We start from the raw sequence: 15,242 nt of genomic DNA, 5'->3' as shown, positions 1-15,242 counted from the left end.
AGCCGTCCGTCACCCGCTTCGCGGTGGCCCTCGGCTTCGACGGCTACCCGGCGCTGCGCCGCCCCCGGCGGGGGGGGGGGGCGGCGCCCCCCACGCCGGTGCGGTGGCCCGGGCCGTCCAGGTGCCGCGCCAGCCACGCCTCGGCGCGGGCGACCGCGTCCAGCACCCGGGCCGGGTCGGTGAACTCGTGACCCTCGTCCGGGTACACGTACAGCTCCACGGGCGCTCGTCCGGCGCGGCGCAGCGAGCGGTAGAGCTGGTGCGCCTGGCCCACGGGGGTGACCCGGTCCTCGGCGCCGTGCACGATCAGCGTGGGGGTGCCGGACCCTCCCGTGGCGTTGACCGCGGAGCGCTCCCGGGCCTCGGGACGGATCCGGTAGGCGTCGTCGTAGCCGCCGCCGATGTTGCTGGTGTCGCGGAAGCTCACCCAGTCGGACGGCGCGGACACCACCACGGCGGCGCGGAACAGGTCGGTGCGGGCGGCGGCCAGCGCGGCGAGGTGCCCGCCGTAGCTGTGGCCGAGCACCGCGACGCGGTCCGGGTCGGCCTGGCCGGCGGCGATCAGGTGACGGACGCCGGACAGCACGTCCTGGAGGTCGCCGCCTCCGACGTCGCCGACCACGGCACGGGCGTGGTCGAGGCCGCGCCCGCTGCTGCCGCGTGGGTTGGGCAGCAGCACCAGGTACCCGGCGGCGGCGAGCGCCGGGGCCAGACCCAGCACGTCGGCGGGGGCGTGGGAGGTGGTCCACAGCCAGGACGGTCCGCCGTGCAGCAGCACCGCGAGCGGGCGCGGGCCGACGGCGGAGGGCGGCGGGTCGCTCTCCAGCAGCAGGCCGTCCACCCGGGTGCCGTCCGCGGAGGTCCAGCCGGTGGCGGTGGTGCGGAAGCCGTCGACGCGGCGCCCGGCGTTCAGCGAGGTCACCGGACGCCAGCGCCAGGCGTCCGGGCCGTCGGTGGCGGCGACGACGGCCTCGGCGGGGCTGCCGGGCGCGTCCAGCACGGTGGCCGCGGTGCGGCCGTCGGCGCTGAGCGAGAGGGCGGGGGTGAAGCCGGGGCCGGTGAGGGTGACCGGGCCGCCCCATCCCGGGGCGCCGGCCGCGGTGCGCCCGACGCGGGAGCCGGAGCCGTCCCAGCCGGCGTGCCACAGGTCCGCCGCGGCGGCGCCCGCCGGGTCCGGAGCGGTGTTCCCCGGGGCAGGGGCGGCTCCTGACGGGTCCGCGACCGCGCCCCGGTGATGCGGAGCGGCGAATTCCAGCCAGGTGACGTCCTCCAGCGCGGCCGGGCGCTCGACCTGGCCCGTCGCCAGGTCGACGACCAGGGGGCGGCCGGCCACGATCGAGATGCCCTCCACGACCGCGGCGCGACGCCCGTCGGCGTCGAGCGCGGGAGCGGTGAGCTGCCCCTCGGGCTCGTACAGGGTGCGCGCGGTGCGGGCGGTCAGGTCCAGGGCGGCGAAACGGGCCTCGTAGTAGCCGGAGGGCAGCGTGTCCTCGGAGACGGTGGCCACCGCCAGGTCGCCGCCGCGCCAGGCCACGTTCCAGACCGTCAGCCCCACGGGCCCCACCTCGTGGAGCTCGCCGGTGGCCAGCTCCACCAGGTGCAGGCGGCGCATGCCCAGACCGGGGGCGAAACGCTCGGGGTCGGGCCTCGGACCCAGCCGCACCGGCAGCCCCAGGCTCATGCCGTCGCGCTCCGCGCCGTCGTCCGCGGTGAGCAGCAGCGCCCGCGTCCCGTCGTCGGAGAGCAGCAGGTCCTCCACCTCACCGGGGGCACGCAGCAGGGTGCGCGTCTCTCCGGTGACGACGTCGAGCAGGGCCAGGTACGGGTGGCGGGAGGCGTCCGCGCGGTCGTCGGCGGCCGAGGGGTCCGCAGCGTCCGCGGGCTGCGCCACGTGCAGCAGGGTGCGGGAGTCGGGCAGCCAGCGGGGGGTGTGGCGCCAGACCGTGTGGCCGGCGTCCGTGTCCCCCACGACCGTGTGGGCGGCCGCCGTGTGGCCGTCTCCCGCCGCGGAGCCGTCAGCCACCGGTGCGAGCACCAGGGACGTGTGGTCGGGCCCCATGGCGGTGACCGCCACCGTGGTTCCGTCGGGACTGAGACGGGCCTCGGCCGGGTGGACCAGCCGCAGCATGGCCTCCCGCACCCGCCGCACGACACGTGCCGTGGGGCGGTCGGCGGACGGGGGAGGGGCGGCGGGGCGAGGCATGAGAGGTCCGTGTTCGGTGCGGGAGCGAGCAGGTGGACGGGGACGGCGCGGGGGCCGTCGTCCCCGCCCACCGGTCAGGGGGAGCCGCCGGGGGCCGGCGGTTTCAGGCGGCCTTGCGGATCCGGGTCGCCCAGGGGCCGACGAAGGCGAACGGGCCGGGCTGCTCCAGGACGATGTCCCGGGAGAGCGCGGTCGCGGTCTGCGCCCACCACAGCGGCAGGTAGGGCAGGTCCGCGGCGGCCGTGGTGACCGCGGTCAGCAGCTTCTCGCCGCGGCTGGCCGGGTCGGTGTCGGTCTTCGCCCCGTCGAGGGCCTTGTTGACGGCCGGCTCGTCGTAGTGGGCGATGTTGGTCGCCGTGGCGGCGGCGTTCAGATAGGCGTCGGCCAGCTCCGCCGGGTCGCCGGTGACCGGGAAGTACCAGAGGAACTGCAGCGGCTGCTTGCCGGAGCCGAGTTCGTTCACCCAGGCCTCGAGGGTGATCTCCTTGACCTTCAGGGTGATGCCGAGCTTCTTCAGCGAGTCGGCCAGCGCCAGCGCCGCCTTGCCGACCTGGGGGCCGCTCGCCGGGTAGTGCAGCTCGGCGGCGAAGCCGTCGGCGTGCGCGGACCTCGCCAGCTCCGCACGGGCCCGGTCCAGGTCGAAGGAGTACTCAGGGATCTCCGCGTAGGCGGCGCGCACCTTCTTCTCGGGCAGCAGGTCGCCCCACATGGCCGGCGAGACCAGCGCGTTCGCGATCTCCGCCTTGCCCTGCAGGATGCCCTCGACCATGCCCTCGCGGTCCGCGGCGTGGGCGACGGCGCGGCGCACGTGCGGGTCGTCCCAGGGGGCCTTGGAGGTGTCGAAGGCCAGCGAGACCACGGAACGGTCGGCGGTGTAGCCCACCTCGGCCGCCGAGGCCCAGCCCTTGGTCTCGTCGGAGGCCAGCGCGAGGGCGCCGTCCACCTCGCCGGACTTCATGGCCACCAGGCGGGTGCCGGCGTCCGGCACGAAGGAGAGCTTCAGCTTCGAGACGGCGGGCTTCTCGCCCCACCAGCGCGGGTTGCTCTCCAGCAGCACGTGGCTGTCGGCGGCGAACTCGGTGATCCGGTAGGCGCCGGTGCCCAGCAGCAGGGTCTTCTCGGTCCCGATCTTCCCGCGGTGGGCGCGCAGGAACTTCTCACTGCCGACCGGCAGGCAGCCGGGGGCGACGCTCCAGAGGAAGGCGCCGTCGGCGGCCTTCAGGCGGATGGTGACCTCGTGCGAGCCGGTGGCCTCGACCGACTTCACCCCGGCGAAGGCGTAGGCGAGCACGGAGGCGTTCTCCGGGTCGCGGATCTCCTCGACGGAGGCGACCACGTCGGCGGCGGTGAAGGGCGTGCCGTCGCTGAAGACGACGCCCCGGCGCAGCGTGAACACGTACGTCGCGGCGTCCGGCTGCTTCCAGGAGGTGGCCAGGCCGGGCCCGAGGTCGCCGGCCGGGGTCACCGACAGCAGGGACTCCTGGACGAGGGTGGCCACCAGGTAGTTCAGCACGCCGGACTCGCGGCCGACGTCCAGCGAGGAGATGGAGGAGGGCAGCGCGAAGGTCAGCTCGCCGACCGGCCCGTCCGTGCCCCCGGCCCCGCCCTTGCCGGAACCGTCCTGGTCGGCGGCCTGCGGCGCGCACGCCCCGAGCAGCCCCGACGCGGCGAGCACGCCGGCGCCGGCCGCGGAAAGGCTGAGCAGTCTGCGGCGGCTCAGGGCGCCGCCGGTCTCCGAGGCCGACATCGGGCCACCGTCCTCACTCTGTACTTCTGGCTGTACGTCGGTACGTCGGTACGTCGATACGTCTGTGCGCCGTACTGTTCCGGCGATCTGTCCACCAGAACTGTCCACTTGGGCGGTGACAGTAACCGAAGGCGTTTGACGGCGTCAAAGCGCGCCTTATGGATGGACCGGGAGGGGGGTGACTGATGATCGGGCAGTCATATAACAGCAAGGAGCGCGGCCCGATCGGAGAAGGCCTGTACCAGCCCTTGCCGGGGGCGGCGCGGCGGCCCTACGTTCCGGGCGTCGTGCGCCGCGTTCCGCGGCGTCCCCCCATCCGAGGAGCAACGTGTCCCTGCTCAGACGCCTCCCCGCACTGATCGCCGTCGTGCTGCTCTCCCTCACCGGTCTCTCGGCATCCCCGGCCCAGGCCGCCGCGGACGCGGTCGCCGCCGCCCCCAACTTCAAGGCGCCGTACCCCTGCGGGCAGCGCTGGACGTACAGCCACCACTCCGCCGAGGTCCGCCGCGCCCTGGACTTCGTCCGCGCCGACGGCGGCGCCACCGCCGGAACCCCGGTCCTGGCCTCCGCCGCGGGCACGGCCACCCGCTACTACCAGGCGAGCGGCGCCGGCAACTACATCGTCATCGACCACGGTGGCGGCTGGCGCACCTACTACTTCCACCTCGCGGCGTATTCCGTGCCGAGCGGCGCCTACGTGAGCCAGGGTCAGCAGATCGGCACCACCGGCTCGACCGGGAACTCCTCCGGGGCGCACATCCACTACGAGCAGCTGTACAACGGCACCGGGCAGAACATCGTCATCAACGGCGCCGGGCTGTCCTACCCGGGCTCCTACAACCAGGCCTACCTGACCAGCGACAACGGCTGCGGCGGGAGCGGCGGCGCCGCGTTCAACACCTGGGGGAGCGGGGTCAACGTCCGCTCCGACGCGCGGCTGAGCGCGCCGGTGGTCGCCACGCTGAGCGGGCCGACCTCGGTGTGGGTGGTCTGCCAGAAGCAGGGCGACACGGTCAACGCGGAGGGCTACACCAACAACTGGTGGAGCAAGCTGCGCGACCAGAACGGCTTCGTCTCCAACATCTACATCGACCACCCCTCGGCCCAGCTGCCGGGCGTCCCGCTCTGCTGACCGCGCGGTGAGCCGGTGATGAGCCGGTGGTGAGCCGGCGTGTCCGGACGGGCCGGGTGTTGGTCCGTCCGGACGCCCACCGGTGGCGTGGGCCGCGGTGAGCCGTTCCGCTGGGATCAGGCGCGACCGAACCCCCAGCGAGGAGCCGAGACGTGATGACCACCTGGACCCGCACCGAACTCGCGGGCATCGGCGAAGCGGAAGAACTCGAGATCGCCTCCGTCGGCGAGGACGGCGCGCTGAGCGACTGGCGCACCATCTGGGTGGTCCGCGACGGCGACGACGTATACGTCCGGTCGGTCTACGGGCCGGGCTCGCGCTGGTACCGGGGCACCCGGGCCCGCCACCAGGGCCGCATCCGGGCGGGCGGCGTGGAGAAGGACGTGACGGTCGTCGACGCCGACCCCCGGCTCAACGACCGCGTGGACGCCGCCTACTACGCCAAGTACGAGGCGTACCCGGCCTCGCTGGAGACCATCCTGACCGAGCCGGCCCGCTCCACCACCATGCGCCTCGACCCCCGCGAGTGACGTCGGGCTCCTGGCTCCGGGCTCCTGGCTCCGGGCTTCTGGCTCCGGGCACTTGGCTCCGGGCCCCTGGTTCCTGGTTCCGCCGTGGATCAGGCGCCCGGGGCCAGGAACTCGGTGGCGCCGCGCACCCGGGTGCTCAGCAGGCGCCGGGTGGCCTCGCCGTCCAGGCGTACGTCGGCCGGGCCCGCGTCGCCGACGTCCGCGCGCCGGCCGGCCGGCACCGCCGCCGGGTCCAGGCCGTCGCGCCGGGCGATCAGGAGACCGAGCTCGTGGCGGCTCACCGCGTCCGGTCCCGCGACGTGGAAGGTCCCCGAGTGCACCGGCTCCGTCAGCTCCAGGAGCGCCGCGGCGAGGTCGGCGACGTGGACCGGGCAGCGGACCTGGTCGGTGAAGAGCACACCGGCGCGGCGTCCGGCGGCCAGGTCGTGGACCAGCCGCTCGTGCCCGGACCCGCCGTCGCCGAGGATCAGCGAGGTGCGGACCACGGCCGCGGTGGGCGTGAGCAGGCGGACGGCGGTCTCGGCGGCGGCCTTCGCCGCCCCGTACGGGGTGGTCGGGTCCGGGGCGGCGCCCTCGTCGTAGTGGACCCGGGCGCCGGAGAAGACCGCGTCGCTGGACACGTGCACCAGCCGCAGGCCCCGCTCCGCCGCGGCCATGGCGACCCGGACGGCGCCCTCCGCGGTGACGCCCCAGTCCGCCTGGCGGTAGGCCGTGTTGACCACGGTGTCCGGGCGCATCTCGTCGAGCACCCGGTCGAGCGCGGACCGGTCGCGCAGGTCCAGCGGCAGCCAGGCCATGCCGGGCAGGTCGCCGGGGCGGGTGGCGAAGGTCCCGGCGACCGGCCGTCCGGAGGCCGTCGCCTGCCGCGCCAGCTCGGAGCCGAGGTATCCGCCGGCGCCGACGATCAGCAACGTCATGGGGCGAAACCCTAGGCCAGGAGGGAACGGCTCCGGCGGTCGCGGACCGGTCAGTTTTCGAGAAGCCCCCACGGGGGTCACGCCCCTAGCGTGGAGCACATGACAACCACCGCGTCCCCCAGGTCCCTCTCCCTCGCCTCCGTCACCCTCGAGGTGGACGACGTCGAGTCCGCCCGCCGCTTCTACGACGCCTTCGGCGTGGCGGAGTACATCCGCCTGCGAGCCTCCGACGCCCCTTCCACCGGCTTCCGCGGCTTCACCCTGGCGCTCACCGTCTCCCGCCCCGCCACCGTGGACGGCTTCCTCGACGCCGCCGTCGAGGCGGGCGCCACGGTGCTGAAGCCGGCCGCGAAGTCCCTGTGGGGCTACGGCGGCGTCGTCCAGGCGCCGGACGGCACCATCTGGAAGGTCGCCACCTCCGAGAAGAAGGACACCGGCCCCGCCACCCGGGAGATCGACGACGTGGTCGTGCTCCTCGGGGTGGAGGACGTGAAGGCGAGCAAGCGGTTCTACGCCGAGCAGGGCCTGACCGTCGCCCGCAGCTTCGGCGGCAAGTACGCCGAGTTCGCCGCCGGGGACGCCTTCCCCGTCAAGCTCGCCCTGTACAAGCGCCCCGGGCTGGCCAAGGACCTCGGCCTCCCGGCCGACGGCGACGGCTCGCACCGCCTCGCCCTCGGCGCCACGGGCGGCCCGTTCACCGACCCGGACGGCTTCACCTGGGAGACCGCGGAGGCCTCCGTGGTCACGCGGTCCTGACGCACCGGCCCCCGGGGTGGTGCGTGCGGGGGTCGCTGTGGTGCCTGCACGGCTCCGTCGCCGGTTGCCGCTTGGATGAGGGCATGACCCTCGACCAGGTGCTGTACCGCGTCAGGCGTGGCCTGCTCGGCGAGCCGCTGACGGCGGAGAGGATCAGCGAGGAGAAGCTGAGCAACCGCACGGCGCTCGGCGTGCTCGCCTCCGACTGCGTCAGTTCGTCGGCCTACGGCACCGAGCAGATGCTGCGCGTCCTGGTGCCGGTCGTGGGGACGGCCGCCTTCACGGTGGTCATGCCGGTGACCGGGGCCATTCTCCTGGTCCTGCTGCTTCTCACGCTCTGCTACAGCGACGTCCTCACCATCTACACGCGGGCAGGCGGCTCCTACGTGGTGGCCCGGGAGAACTTCGGGCCGGACGTGGCGCAGGTCGCCGCGGTGGCGCTGCTCGTCGACTACGTCGTCACCGTCGCCGTCCAGGTGTCGGCCGGCACCAACGCGCTGATCTCGCTGGCCCATCTGGTGGGCGGCGGATGGAGCGGCCTTGACCACCTGCAGCAGCCGCTGTCCGTCGCTGTCGTCCTGCTGCTCGCCTACGGCAACCTGCGGGGAATCCGGGAAGCGGGGCGGGCGTTCGCGCTGCCGGCCTATCTCTTCATGGCGGCCATGGGGCTTGTCTTCACGGTGGCAGCGGTGCGCGGCCTCACGGGCACCCTGCCGCACGCCGACCTGAGGGCCGACGGCGTCGTGCCGCTGGGCACGCCCGGCGACGGCTGGCTCCAGGGCGCCTCGCTCTTCATCGTGCTGCGCTCCTTCGCCAACGGCGGCTCGTCCCTGACCGGGCTCGAGGCGATCTCCAACGGCGTCTCCGTCTTCCGCCAACCGCAGGGCCGCAACGCCCGCCGCACCCTGGTCACCATGAGCTGCGTGCTCGCCGTCCTGGTGCTCGGCGTCTCCGTGCTGGCCTTCCTGACCCACGCGGTCCCCTACGCCGACGGCACCCCGACGGTCATCGCCCAGGAGGCCCACCTCGCCTTCGGCGACGGGCCCTGGGGGACGGCGGGACTGGTCCTCGTCCAGCTGGCGACCGCCCTGATCCTCTACACCGGGGCCAACACGCCTTTCACCGGCTTCCCGTTCCTGGCCAGCTTCGTCGCGCAGGACCGGTTCCTGCCCCGGGTGCTGACCAGGCGAGGGCACCGGCTGGCGTTCTCCAACGGCATCCTCGTGCTCACCGTTCTCTCGCTGGCGCTGCTGCTGGTCACCCGGGCCAGCGTCGAGAAGCTCGTGGCCCTGTACGCGATCGGGGTGTTCACCGCCTTCACCATGGCCGGAGCGGGTATGGCCACCCATCATCTGCGCCGGCGTGAGCCGCTGCGCCGGGTGAAGATCGTGCTCAACGTGCTGGCGGCGGTCGCCTCGGCCGCCGTGGTGGTGATCTTCGCGGTCACCAAGTTCACCGAGGGCGCGTGGCTCGTCGTGGTCGTCTTCCCGGTGGGTGTGTGGGGTCTGGTGCGGATCAACCGCGAGTACCGGCGTGAGGCCGCCGCCCTGGAACGGCTGCCCGAGGGCGCGGACCGACCCGGGGCGCGCGACCATCACGTCCTCGTCATGGTCGAGGCGCTCGACCTGGCCACGCTGAAGGCCCTGCGGTACGCCCACGAACTGCGGCCCCACACGATCAGGGCGGTGCACTTCGCGATCGACGAGGCGCGTGCGCGACGGCTGTCCGCCCTCTGGGCGTCGACCTCGGCGACCTCGGTGGACCTGGAGCTGGTCGCCTGCCCCGACCGCCGGCTGCGCCACGCGATGCGGGAACTGGCCGTCAGGACGACGCGGGACGGCGACGTCTCGCTGACGGTCCTGGTACCGCGGCGCCTGTACAGCGGCGCCTTGGGCAAGCTGCTCCACAGGGGCACGGGTGAGTCGATGGCGCGGAGTCTGACGCACCTGCCCCACACCGCGGTGACCATCCTGCCGTTCGACGTGTCCCGCGCCCTGCGCGCGCTGGAGACGCACGGCATGCCCCCGCCGGACTGACACCCCGCCCGGCGCCGGGTGCCCGCGGAGATCCGCCCGCGCCGCCGGGTGCGGCCGCGCAGCCATCCGCCCCGCCCCGGGAGGCGACCGTCGCACCAGTGGTCCCACCCGTGCTGACCGCCGAGCTGGCCACGTACCTGCTGATGCCGCTGTGGGCCGCCGTCGCGACGGCCCGGGACGAGCCGGAGGACGACCTCCCGCAGATCTGAGCCGGCGGCGAGCCGGGTACGTGCCGGGGGCGCGGCGGGGGCGCGGAAATGTGGTTGCGCGGCCCGGTGTCCGCGGCCGACCATCTGCGCATGAACGCGACCACCGCCCACCCGCTGCCGCACTCCGACGCCCGATCGGCGCGCGGCCGACAGCAGCGGAACGCCGGCCTGCCGGGAGCGACCCGCCCACGCCGGTGAACGGGGCCCTGGTCGCGGGGCTGCTCGCGGGGTACGGCATCGCCGTGCCGGTGGGGGCGGTCGGCGCGTACCTGGTGACACTGAGCGCGCGGACCACGCCGCGCACCGGCGCCTGCGCGGCCCTCGGAGTGGCCACGGCGGACGGGCTGTACGCGTTGCTCGCCGTCCTCGGCGGGTCCGCGCTCGCCGAGTTCGTGCGGCCCCTCGCCGACCCGCTCCGGTGGGCCTCCGCGCTGGTGCTGCTGGCCCTCGCGGCGCTGGGAGCCGTCGGCGCCGTGCGCGCCTACCGCGCGCGGCGGACCGCGACCCGGGCCGGGGGGAGTCCGACCGGCCCTACCTGACACTGCTGGTGATCAGATCACGCTGCTCAACCGTTCTTAAAGACTGGGCGGGAGTGAGCCCTGGATCCAGGGCTGGTGCTCAGCCGCATGCCCCGAACGGTGTTGGGCATGCTGGTCGCCTGCTTTCGCCTCGGTGTCCGGCGGGACGGATCGTGTCCGTTGTCCGGGGATCGAGGGGCGGGTTTCCTCACGCCCTCGTGCACATGGTTCGGTCTGGGCGGCTCGATGTCCCGCACGATCGCTCCGGTCGTGCGGGGGCGTTGCCGTCCGACGCCGGACCGGGTGTCCGAGGGCGCGTCGTCCGATGGCGATGGCCGCGGCATCATGCCGCGTCACCGCACGGGTGGGGGCGGTGAGGGGTTTCTGCCAGTGCTGGGCGCCCCACCGGCTGGTGTAAGCGGGATCCACGGCGACGATGATCAGGCCGTGCTCGGCGGCCATGTTCACGATCCGCGCCTTCAACCGGCCGGTTGGGATCCCGGAGACCGTTTGCCGGAACGTCTTGCGGCGTCCGTGTTTCTCGCGGGTGGTGCTGTCGGTGAAGTCGAGGTCCTCGATCGCCACCGCCCCCACCCCCTCACGCACCGCCCAGTGCATCAGCCGGGTCAGCGCATGCCGCAACTGCGCATCACGACGCGACGCGGGTCCGGTGAGGTCGTAGGCGAAGCGGCGCGGCCCACCCACAGGGTTGCCGTGCGCGTCGAGACGGTAGGCGGCGAGGTGATCGGCGTTCATGTCCACGCCGATCACCCCCTGCGCTCGTGCGGCTTCGAGCGGAAGAGCCTGAACGGCGGGGCGTTTCCACGACGCGGTCAGGTACCAGCGGTCCCGGACCGGATCGTGCCGGATCTCGTAGGCGACAGCACGGTTGGCGTCGATGCGGTCGGTCCACTCCTCACCGCGGTGCGCGAACGCCACCCGGCCTGTGAGGACGTACCGGCCGTGCGGGGCGTTCGCCAGATGCTCCAGCGGCCTGGGCAGCTTGACGCTCACCTCACCGCCCGGGGCGACACGGATGGTCTCGTTGCCGAACCTCTTGCCCGACTCACCGTCCGCCGACAGGAACGCCCGGGCGGCCTCCCACCGCGCCCGCCACTCGTCCTCGGTGAGGCCGGCCTCCGCCAGATGGTGGCGCGTGGTAGCCAGGCGTTTGCCGCCCCGCACCACATGGACCCGGCCCGCCTCCCAGTCCGCCCTCACCTCGGCGTGCCGGGCCTCCAGCACCCGCAGCCGCTGCGCCTTGGCCCGCCACTCCCGCGCGGACCGGTAACCACCTGGAGACCGTTTGCTGCCTTTGGCACCAAGGGGCTGGGCCAAGCGGTCACGGATGACCTTCATGGTGGTCTCGAGCCGGTGGAGGTGAGCGGCCTGGGCGCGGCGGGCGAGCGCGTACTGGTCGTGCGTGGCCTTGGTGACCGCACCCGCCCACCGCGACGAACACGCGGCCGTCAGCGCCTGCTTCCGCACCGCCCACGACGCCGCACTCCGCTCGAAGCCGGCCTGCGCGTACACCCGCAGGTCACGCGAGGCGAGTGAACCCAGATGGGAGCCGACCTGCCGCAACACCTCCACGTCCAGCGCCGTCAGGTCCTTCAGCCGGGTCCGGATCGCGCACCCGGACGCCTCCCGCACCACGAACGGCACACGCAACGACCGCAACGGCCCAGTCACACGGGCAGCGGTCAGCGCGCGACGGCCTCCGCTGCCGTTCTCCACTGCCTCGACCGCTTCCACACCTTCACAACGACACGCACTCGCACACAGTCACGCTCACACAAACAGGTTCAACAGCCAACTGTTCCGCACCCCATGACGGTGGTGTACTTCGCGGCCCTGGTGCTCGGCGGCGACGCAGCCGGCGACCCCGCGCCGGCGGAGCGGGCCGTCTTCGTGCTGGCGGCGTTCGCGGCCTCCGCGAGCTGGCAGCTGCTGCTGGCCGGGGGCGGCGCGCTGCTGGGACGGGTCCTCACCGGCGACCGCGGCCGTCTGGCGACCGCCATGGCCTCCAGCACCCTGATCGCGGTCCTGGCCGTCCGCACGGTGACCGGCTGAGCCGCCGCGCGGAGACGCACCCGGCGGGCCGGGCCGCCGGTCACGCCCGTCGGGTGACGGGCGGTCGAGACGGCCCGGCCGCGGACCGCGGGCTCCTGGTTGGTCCGCCGGGAGGGGCGGGTCACTTCCAGCCCCCGTACGGCACCGTGATCAGTTCCATGGCGTGGCCGGCCGGGTCGAGGAAGTAGACGCCGCGTCCGCCGTCGTTGCGGTTGATCCGCCCCGGCAGGCTCTGTCGCGGATCGGCCCAGTGCTCGATGCCCCGGGCGGTGATCCGCGCGTACGCGGCGTCGAACTCCTCCTCGGAGACGAGGAAGGCGTAGTGCTGGGTGGCGAGGTGGTCCTCGGGGACGGTGGCGAAGTCGAGGGTGACGCCGTTGTCGAGCTCGACGGCCACGAACGGGCCCCACTCGGCGGTGATCTCGAGGTCCAGCAGCTCCGCGAAGAAGCGGGCGGATTCCCGGTTGTCCCGGGCGTGGACGATGGTGTGGTTCAACTGGACGGACAAGGTATGCCTCCAACGGGCATATCCCGGCACCTCCATGCTCCACCCGGACGGTGGCCGGCACGCGATGCGACCACCGACCCTAGTGCGCGGCGGGTGCCCCCGGGAAGTGCTTTTCGCAGGGGCGGGCCCGCCGCGGTCAGACCTGCACCCCTGGCACCCGGTCCTCGACGACCACGCTCGCGCGGGTGGTGACCGGGGCCCCCGGCTGCTGCACGTACGGCACGACGCGGAAGTCCGTGGTCCAGCGGCGCCGGTCGACGTGGACGCGGGCGTAGCCGCGCTGGGAGTTGAAGAACTTCATGTGCGGGTTGGCGGCGAGGAACGTCTCGCCGTCCGGGCCGACGTCCACCCCGTCGCCGCCGCTGGTGATCGACGTGCCGACGAACTCCGCGCCCACGGTAGGGGATTCGGGGTCCTGGTAGTCGCGCTTGAGGTCCCAGGCGTAGTTCTGGTGGCGGTCGCCGGTGATGACGACCAGATTGCGCACGCCGCGCCGGTCGGCCTCGGCGAGCAGGCGGTTGCGGTCGGCGACGTAGCCGTCCCAGGGGTCGAGCCAGACCAGTTCGGCGGGGCCGGGGTCCTTGTCGGTCTGGCCCATGGGGGCCTGGTTGCCGAGGATCTGCCACTGGGCGGGCGAGCGCGAGAAGTTGCCCAGCACCCAGTCGCGCTGCTTGGCGCCGAGGATGGTGCGGTCGGGGTCGAAGCGCGCGGTGCTGGTGGCGGACTCGCCGTCGCCGTCGGGCTGGTCGTCGCGGTACTGGCGGGTGTCCAGCATGGTGAGGTCGGCGAGGCGGCCGTAGGCGAGCCTGCGGTGGGCCCGCATGCCGGGGCCGTGCGGCATCTGGGTGTGGCGCAGCGGCTGGTGCTCGTAGAGGGCCTGGAAGGCGGCGGCGCGGCGCTGCCGGAAGACGGCCGGGTCCTGGTCGGGCTCGGTGTCGGCCTGGGAGATGTCGCCGGCCCAGTTGTTCTCCACCTCGTGGTCGTCGAAGGTGACGATCCACGGGAAGCGGGCGTGGGCCTTCCGCAGCGGCTCCTCCGCCTTGTAGAGGGCGTACTGCAGGCGGTAGCGGGCCAGGTCGAAGGTCTCGGTGTGGAACTTCGGGTCGGTGGTGACGCCGCGCCGGTTGCCGCGCACGCCGGACTCGTACAGGTAGTCGCCGAGGTGCACGACGAAGTCGAGGTCCTCCTCGGCCATGTGGTCGTAGGCCGTGTAGTACCCGTCCTGCCAGGCCTGGCAGGAGGCGAAGGCGAACCGCAGCTCGGCGGGCCTGCTGTGGGCGGGCGGGGTGGTGCGGGTGCGGCCCACGGGGGAGAGGTGCCCGGCGGCGCGGAAGCGGTAGTGGTACACGCGGTCGGGGAGGAGTCCTGAGACCTCCGGGTGGACGGAGTGGCCGAGCTCGGGGGTGGCGACCACGCTGCCGCGGCGCACCACCTTGCGGAAGCGGTGGTCGGCGGCGACCTCGTACTCCACGCGCACCGGTGCGGGCGGCATGCCGCCCAGCCCGTCGGCGGCGAAGGGGTCGGGCGCCAGGCGGGTCCAGAGCACGACGCCGTCCGGCAGCGGGGCGCCGGAGGCGACGCCGAGGGTGAACGGGTCGTCGATCGCGGCGGGGGCGGACCAGGCGGGGCCGGCGCTCCACAGGCCGGTGCCGAGCATCAGGGCGGCGGCCCCGGCGGTGCCGTGGCCCAGGACGGTTCTGCGGGACGGGTGCAGGGCGGCCATGGTGCCTCCTCGGAGGTCGGGCTGGGACATCCGGAAGGCTGCTCCCCGGCGATGACGCAACGAGGGTGCCCGAGTGGCCGATACATGAATTCGCGTGACGCGCCGCGCCAGGGTGGTTCACGCGCACGACGGTTGACGACCCGTCCGATCGGACGCCCACCGACCGGACGCCGCCCGACCCGACGCCGCCCGCGCCGTGGTGCGGGGGCGGACGGGCGACGGCCGTCAGACGCGGCTCACGCCCGCCCGGCGTCGGGGCCGTCGAACGGCTGGCCCATGAGGTGCAGCACGTCCTCGGCGAGGTCGAGCAGCTCGACGGGGTGCTCCGACTCGAACCAGGTGCGCATGGTGGTCCGCATGGCGGCCAGGAAACCTGCGGCCAGGACGCGGGAGCGGAGCGGCTCGGCGCCCCGCTCGGCCAGGACGTGGGCGAGGTCCTGCTCCAGGCCGGCATGGGTGGCGAGCTGCCGGCCGAGCAGGGAGGGGTGGCGCAGGGCGAGCCGGGTGCGGGTGATCGTCTCCCGGTCGGGGGAGAAGGGGCCGGGCTCGAAGGAGCGCAGGGCGGTCCGCAGGGCCGTCCAGGGGGACTCCTGCGCGGGCCGTTCGGCGACCGCGCGCAGCAGGGCGGCGGCCTGCTGCTCCTCGCCCCAGAGGACGGCGTCCTCCTTGGTGGCGAAGTAGTTGGAGAACGTGCGGCGCGAGACCCCGGCCTCGTCGGCGATCGCCTCGACCGTCACGTGGTCCAGTCCGTGCTCCACCGTCAGTCGCAGCGCGGCCCGGTGCACCGCCTCACGGGTCGCGGCCTTCTTGCGTTCGCGCAGGCCGGGAGGGCTGTCCGGGACGGCGCTGCGATCGGTGGTGTCCATCGTCGGCAATGGTAAGGCCATGGC

The 15,242-nt window shown here is 73.9% G+C and carries 11 protein-coding genes and 2 pseudogenes; 6 read left to right on the top strand and 7 right to left on the bottom strand.

Going from position 1 to position 15,242, the window contains the following annotated elements:
• Positions 1 to 43: 43 nt before the first annotated feature.
• Both ACFRAV_RS20870 and ACFRAV_RS20865 read right to left on the bottom strand, forming a co-directional pair.
• The gene (locus ACFRAV_RS20870; RefSeq protein ID WP_382557716.1) at positions 44 to 2,203 is read right to left on the bottom strand and encodes an alpha/beta fold hydrolase; all 2,160 of its coding nucleotides are present in this window, start codon (positions 2,201 to 2,203) and stop codon (positions 44 to 46) included.
• 103 nt (positions 2,204 to 2,306) lie between these two features.
• The gene (locus ACFRAV_RS20865; protein WP_382557714.1) at positions 2,307 to 3,950 is read right to left on the bottom strand and encodes an ABC transporter substrate-binding protein; all 1,644 of its coding nucleotides are present in this window, start codon (positions 3,948 to 3,950) and stop codon (positions 2,307 to 2,309) included.
• A 328-nt stretch (positions 3,951 to 4,278) separates the two neighbouring features.
• Between ACFRAV_RS20865 and ACFRAV_RS20860 the strand changes: the two genes are divergently transcribed.
• Positions 4,279 to 5,082, top strand: a complete 804-nt coding sequence (locus ACFRAV_RS20860) for a peptidoglycan DD-metalloendopeptidase family protein (RefSeq protein ID WP_382557712.1) — start codon at positions 4,279 to 4,281, stop codon at positions 5,080 to 5,082.
• A 155-nt stretch (positions 5,083 to 5,237) separates the two neighbouring features.
• The gene (locus tag ACFRAV_RS20855; protein WP_108952188.1) at positions 5,238 to 5,612 is read left to right on the top strand and encodes a DUF2255 family protein; all 375 of its coding nucleotides are present in this window, start codon (positions 5,238 to 5,240) and stop codon (positions 5,610 to 5,612) included.
• Between the two features lie 89 nt (positions 5,613 to 5,701).
• Here ACFRAV_RS20855 and ACFRAV_RS20850 read toward each other — a convergent pair whose 3' ends face one another.
• Entirely contained in the window at positions 5,702 to 6,529 is an 828-nt protein-coding gene (locus ACFRAV_RS20850; RefSeq protein ID WP_382557710.1) for an SDR family oxidoreductase, read from the bottom strand.
• Positions 6,530 to 6,628: 99 nt separating this feature from the next.
• On the opposite strand from ACFRAV_RS20850, the gene ACFRAV_RS20845 reads away from it, so the two are divergent.
• The 3 genes and pseudogenes from ACFRAV_RS20845 to ACFRAV_RS20835 form a co-directional block, all read left to right on the top strand.
• Positions 6,629 to 7,285, top strand: a complete 657-nt coding sequence (locus ACFRAV_RS20845) for a glyoxalase (protein ID WP_382557708.1) — start codon at positions 6,629 to 6,631, stop codon at positions 7,283 to 7,285.
• Between the two features lie 83 nt (positions 7,286 to 7,368).
• A complete protein-coding gene (locus ACFRAV_RS20840) occupies positions 7,369 to 9,321 on the top strand; it encodes an APC family permease (RefSeq protein WP_382557707.1) in 1,953 nt (650 codons plus the stop codon).
• 403 nt (positions 9,322 to 9,724) lie between these two features.
• Positions 9,725 to 10,063: pseudogene (locus ACFRAV_RS20835) on the top strand (LysE family transporter); the annotation flags it as partial.
• Between the two features lie 42 nt (positions 10,064 to 10,105).
• On the opposite strand, the gene ACFRAV_RS20830 reads toward ACFRAV_RS20835, so the two are convergent.
• Complete coding sequence (locus ACFRAV_RS20830) at positions 10,106 to 11,728, bottom strand: IS200/IS605 family accessory protein TnpB-related protein (RefSeq protein WP_382557705.1); 1,623 nt, start codon at positions 11,726 to 11,728, stop codon at positions 10,106 to 10,108.
• A 141-nt stretch (positions 11,729 to 11,869) separates the two neighbouring features.
• On the opposite strand from ACFRAV_RS20830, the pseudogene ACFRAV_RS20825 reads away from it, so the two are divergent.
• A pseudogene (locus tag ACFRAV_RS20825) lies at positions 11,870 to 12,121 on the top strand (lysine transporter LysE); the annotation flags it as partial.
• A 121-nt stretch (positions 12,122 to 12,242) separates the two neighbouring features.
• Here the strand turns inward: ACFRAV_RS20825 and ACFRAV_RS20820 are convergent.
• The 3 genes from ACFRAV_RS20820 to ACFRAV_RS20810 all read right to left on the bottom strand — a co-directional run bounded on the left by ACFRAV_RS20820 (position 12,243) and on the right by ACFRAV_RS20810 (position 15,218).
• Positions 12,243 to 12,629, bottom strand: a complete 387-nt coding sequence (locus ACFRAV_RS20820; protein WP_382557704.1) for a VOC family protein — start codon at positions 12,627 to 12,629, stop codon at positions 12,243 to 12,245.
• Positions 12,630 to 12,765: 136 nt separating this feature from the next.
• On the bottom strand, positions 12,766 to 14,352 hold the full coding sequence (locus tag ACFRAV_RS20815) for an alkaline phosphatase D family protein (protein ID WP_382557702.1): 1,587 nt from the start codon (positions 14,350 to 14,352) through the stop codon (positions 12,766 to 12,768).
• Between the two features lie 236 nt (positions 14,353 to 14,588).
• Complete coding sequence (locus ACFRAV_RS20810; protein ID WP_382557700.1) at positions 14,589 to 15,218, bottom strand: TetR/AcrR family transcriptional regulator; 630 nt, start codon at positions 15,216 to 15,218, stop codon at positions 14,589 to 14,591.
• Positions 15,219 to 15,242 lie beyond the last annotated feature (24 nt).

Source organism: Streptomyces sp. NPDC056600, assembly GCF_042792855.1.
GTDB lineage: Bacteria > Actinomycetota > Actinomycetes > Streptomycetales > Streptomycetaceae > Streptomyces.
This window is presented reverse-complemented; position numbering and strand designations above follow the sequence as displayed.

Coding starts and splice junctions, on each gene's coding strand:
- ACFRAV_RS20870 (WP_382557716.1), bottom strand. CDS start 2,203: ATGCCTCGCCCCGCCGCCCCTCCCCCGTCCGCCGACCGCCCCACGGCA.
- ACFRAV_RS20865 (WP_382557714.1), bottom strand. CDS start 3,950: ATGTCGGCCTCGGAGACCGGCGGCGCCCTGAGCCGCCGCAGACTGCTC.
- ACFRAV_RS20855 (WP_108952188.1), top strand. CDS start 5,238: ATGACCACCTGGACCCGCACCGAACTCGCGGGCATCGGCGAAGCGGAA.
- ACFRAV_RS20850 (WP_382557710.1), bottom strand. CDS start 6,529: ATGACGTTGCTGATCGTCGGCGCCGGCGGATACCTCGGCTCCGAGCTG.
- ACFRAV_RS20845 (WP_382557708.1), top strand. CDS start 6,629: ATGACAACCACCGCGTCCCCCAGGTCCCTCTCCCTCGCCTCCGTCACC.
- ACFRAV_RS20840 (WP_382557707.1), top strand. CDS start 7,369: ATGACCCTCGACCAGGTGCTGTACCGCGTCAGGCGTGGCCTGCTCGGC.
- ACFRAV_RS20815 (WP_382557702.1), bottom strand. CDS start 14,352: ATGGCCGCCCTGCACCCGTCCCGCAGAACCGTCCTGGGCCACGGCACC.
- ACFRAV_RS20810 (WP_382557700.1), bottom strand. CDS start 15,218: ATGGACACCACCGATCGCAGCGCCGTCCCGGACAGCCCTCCCGGCCTG.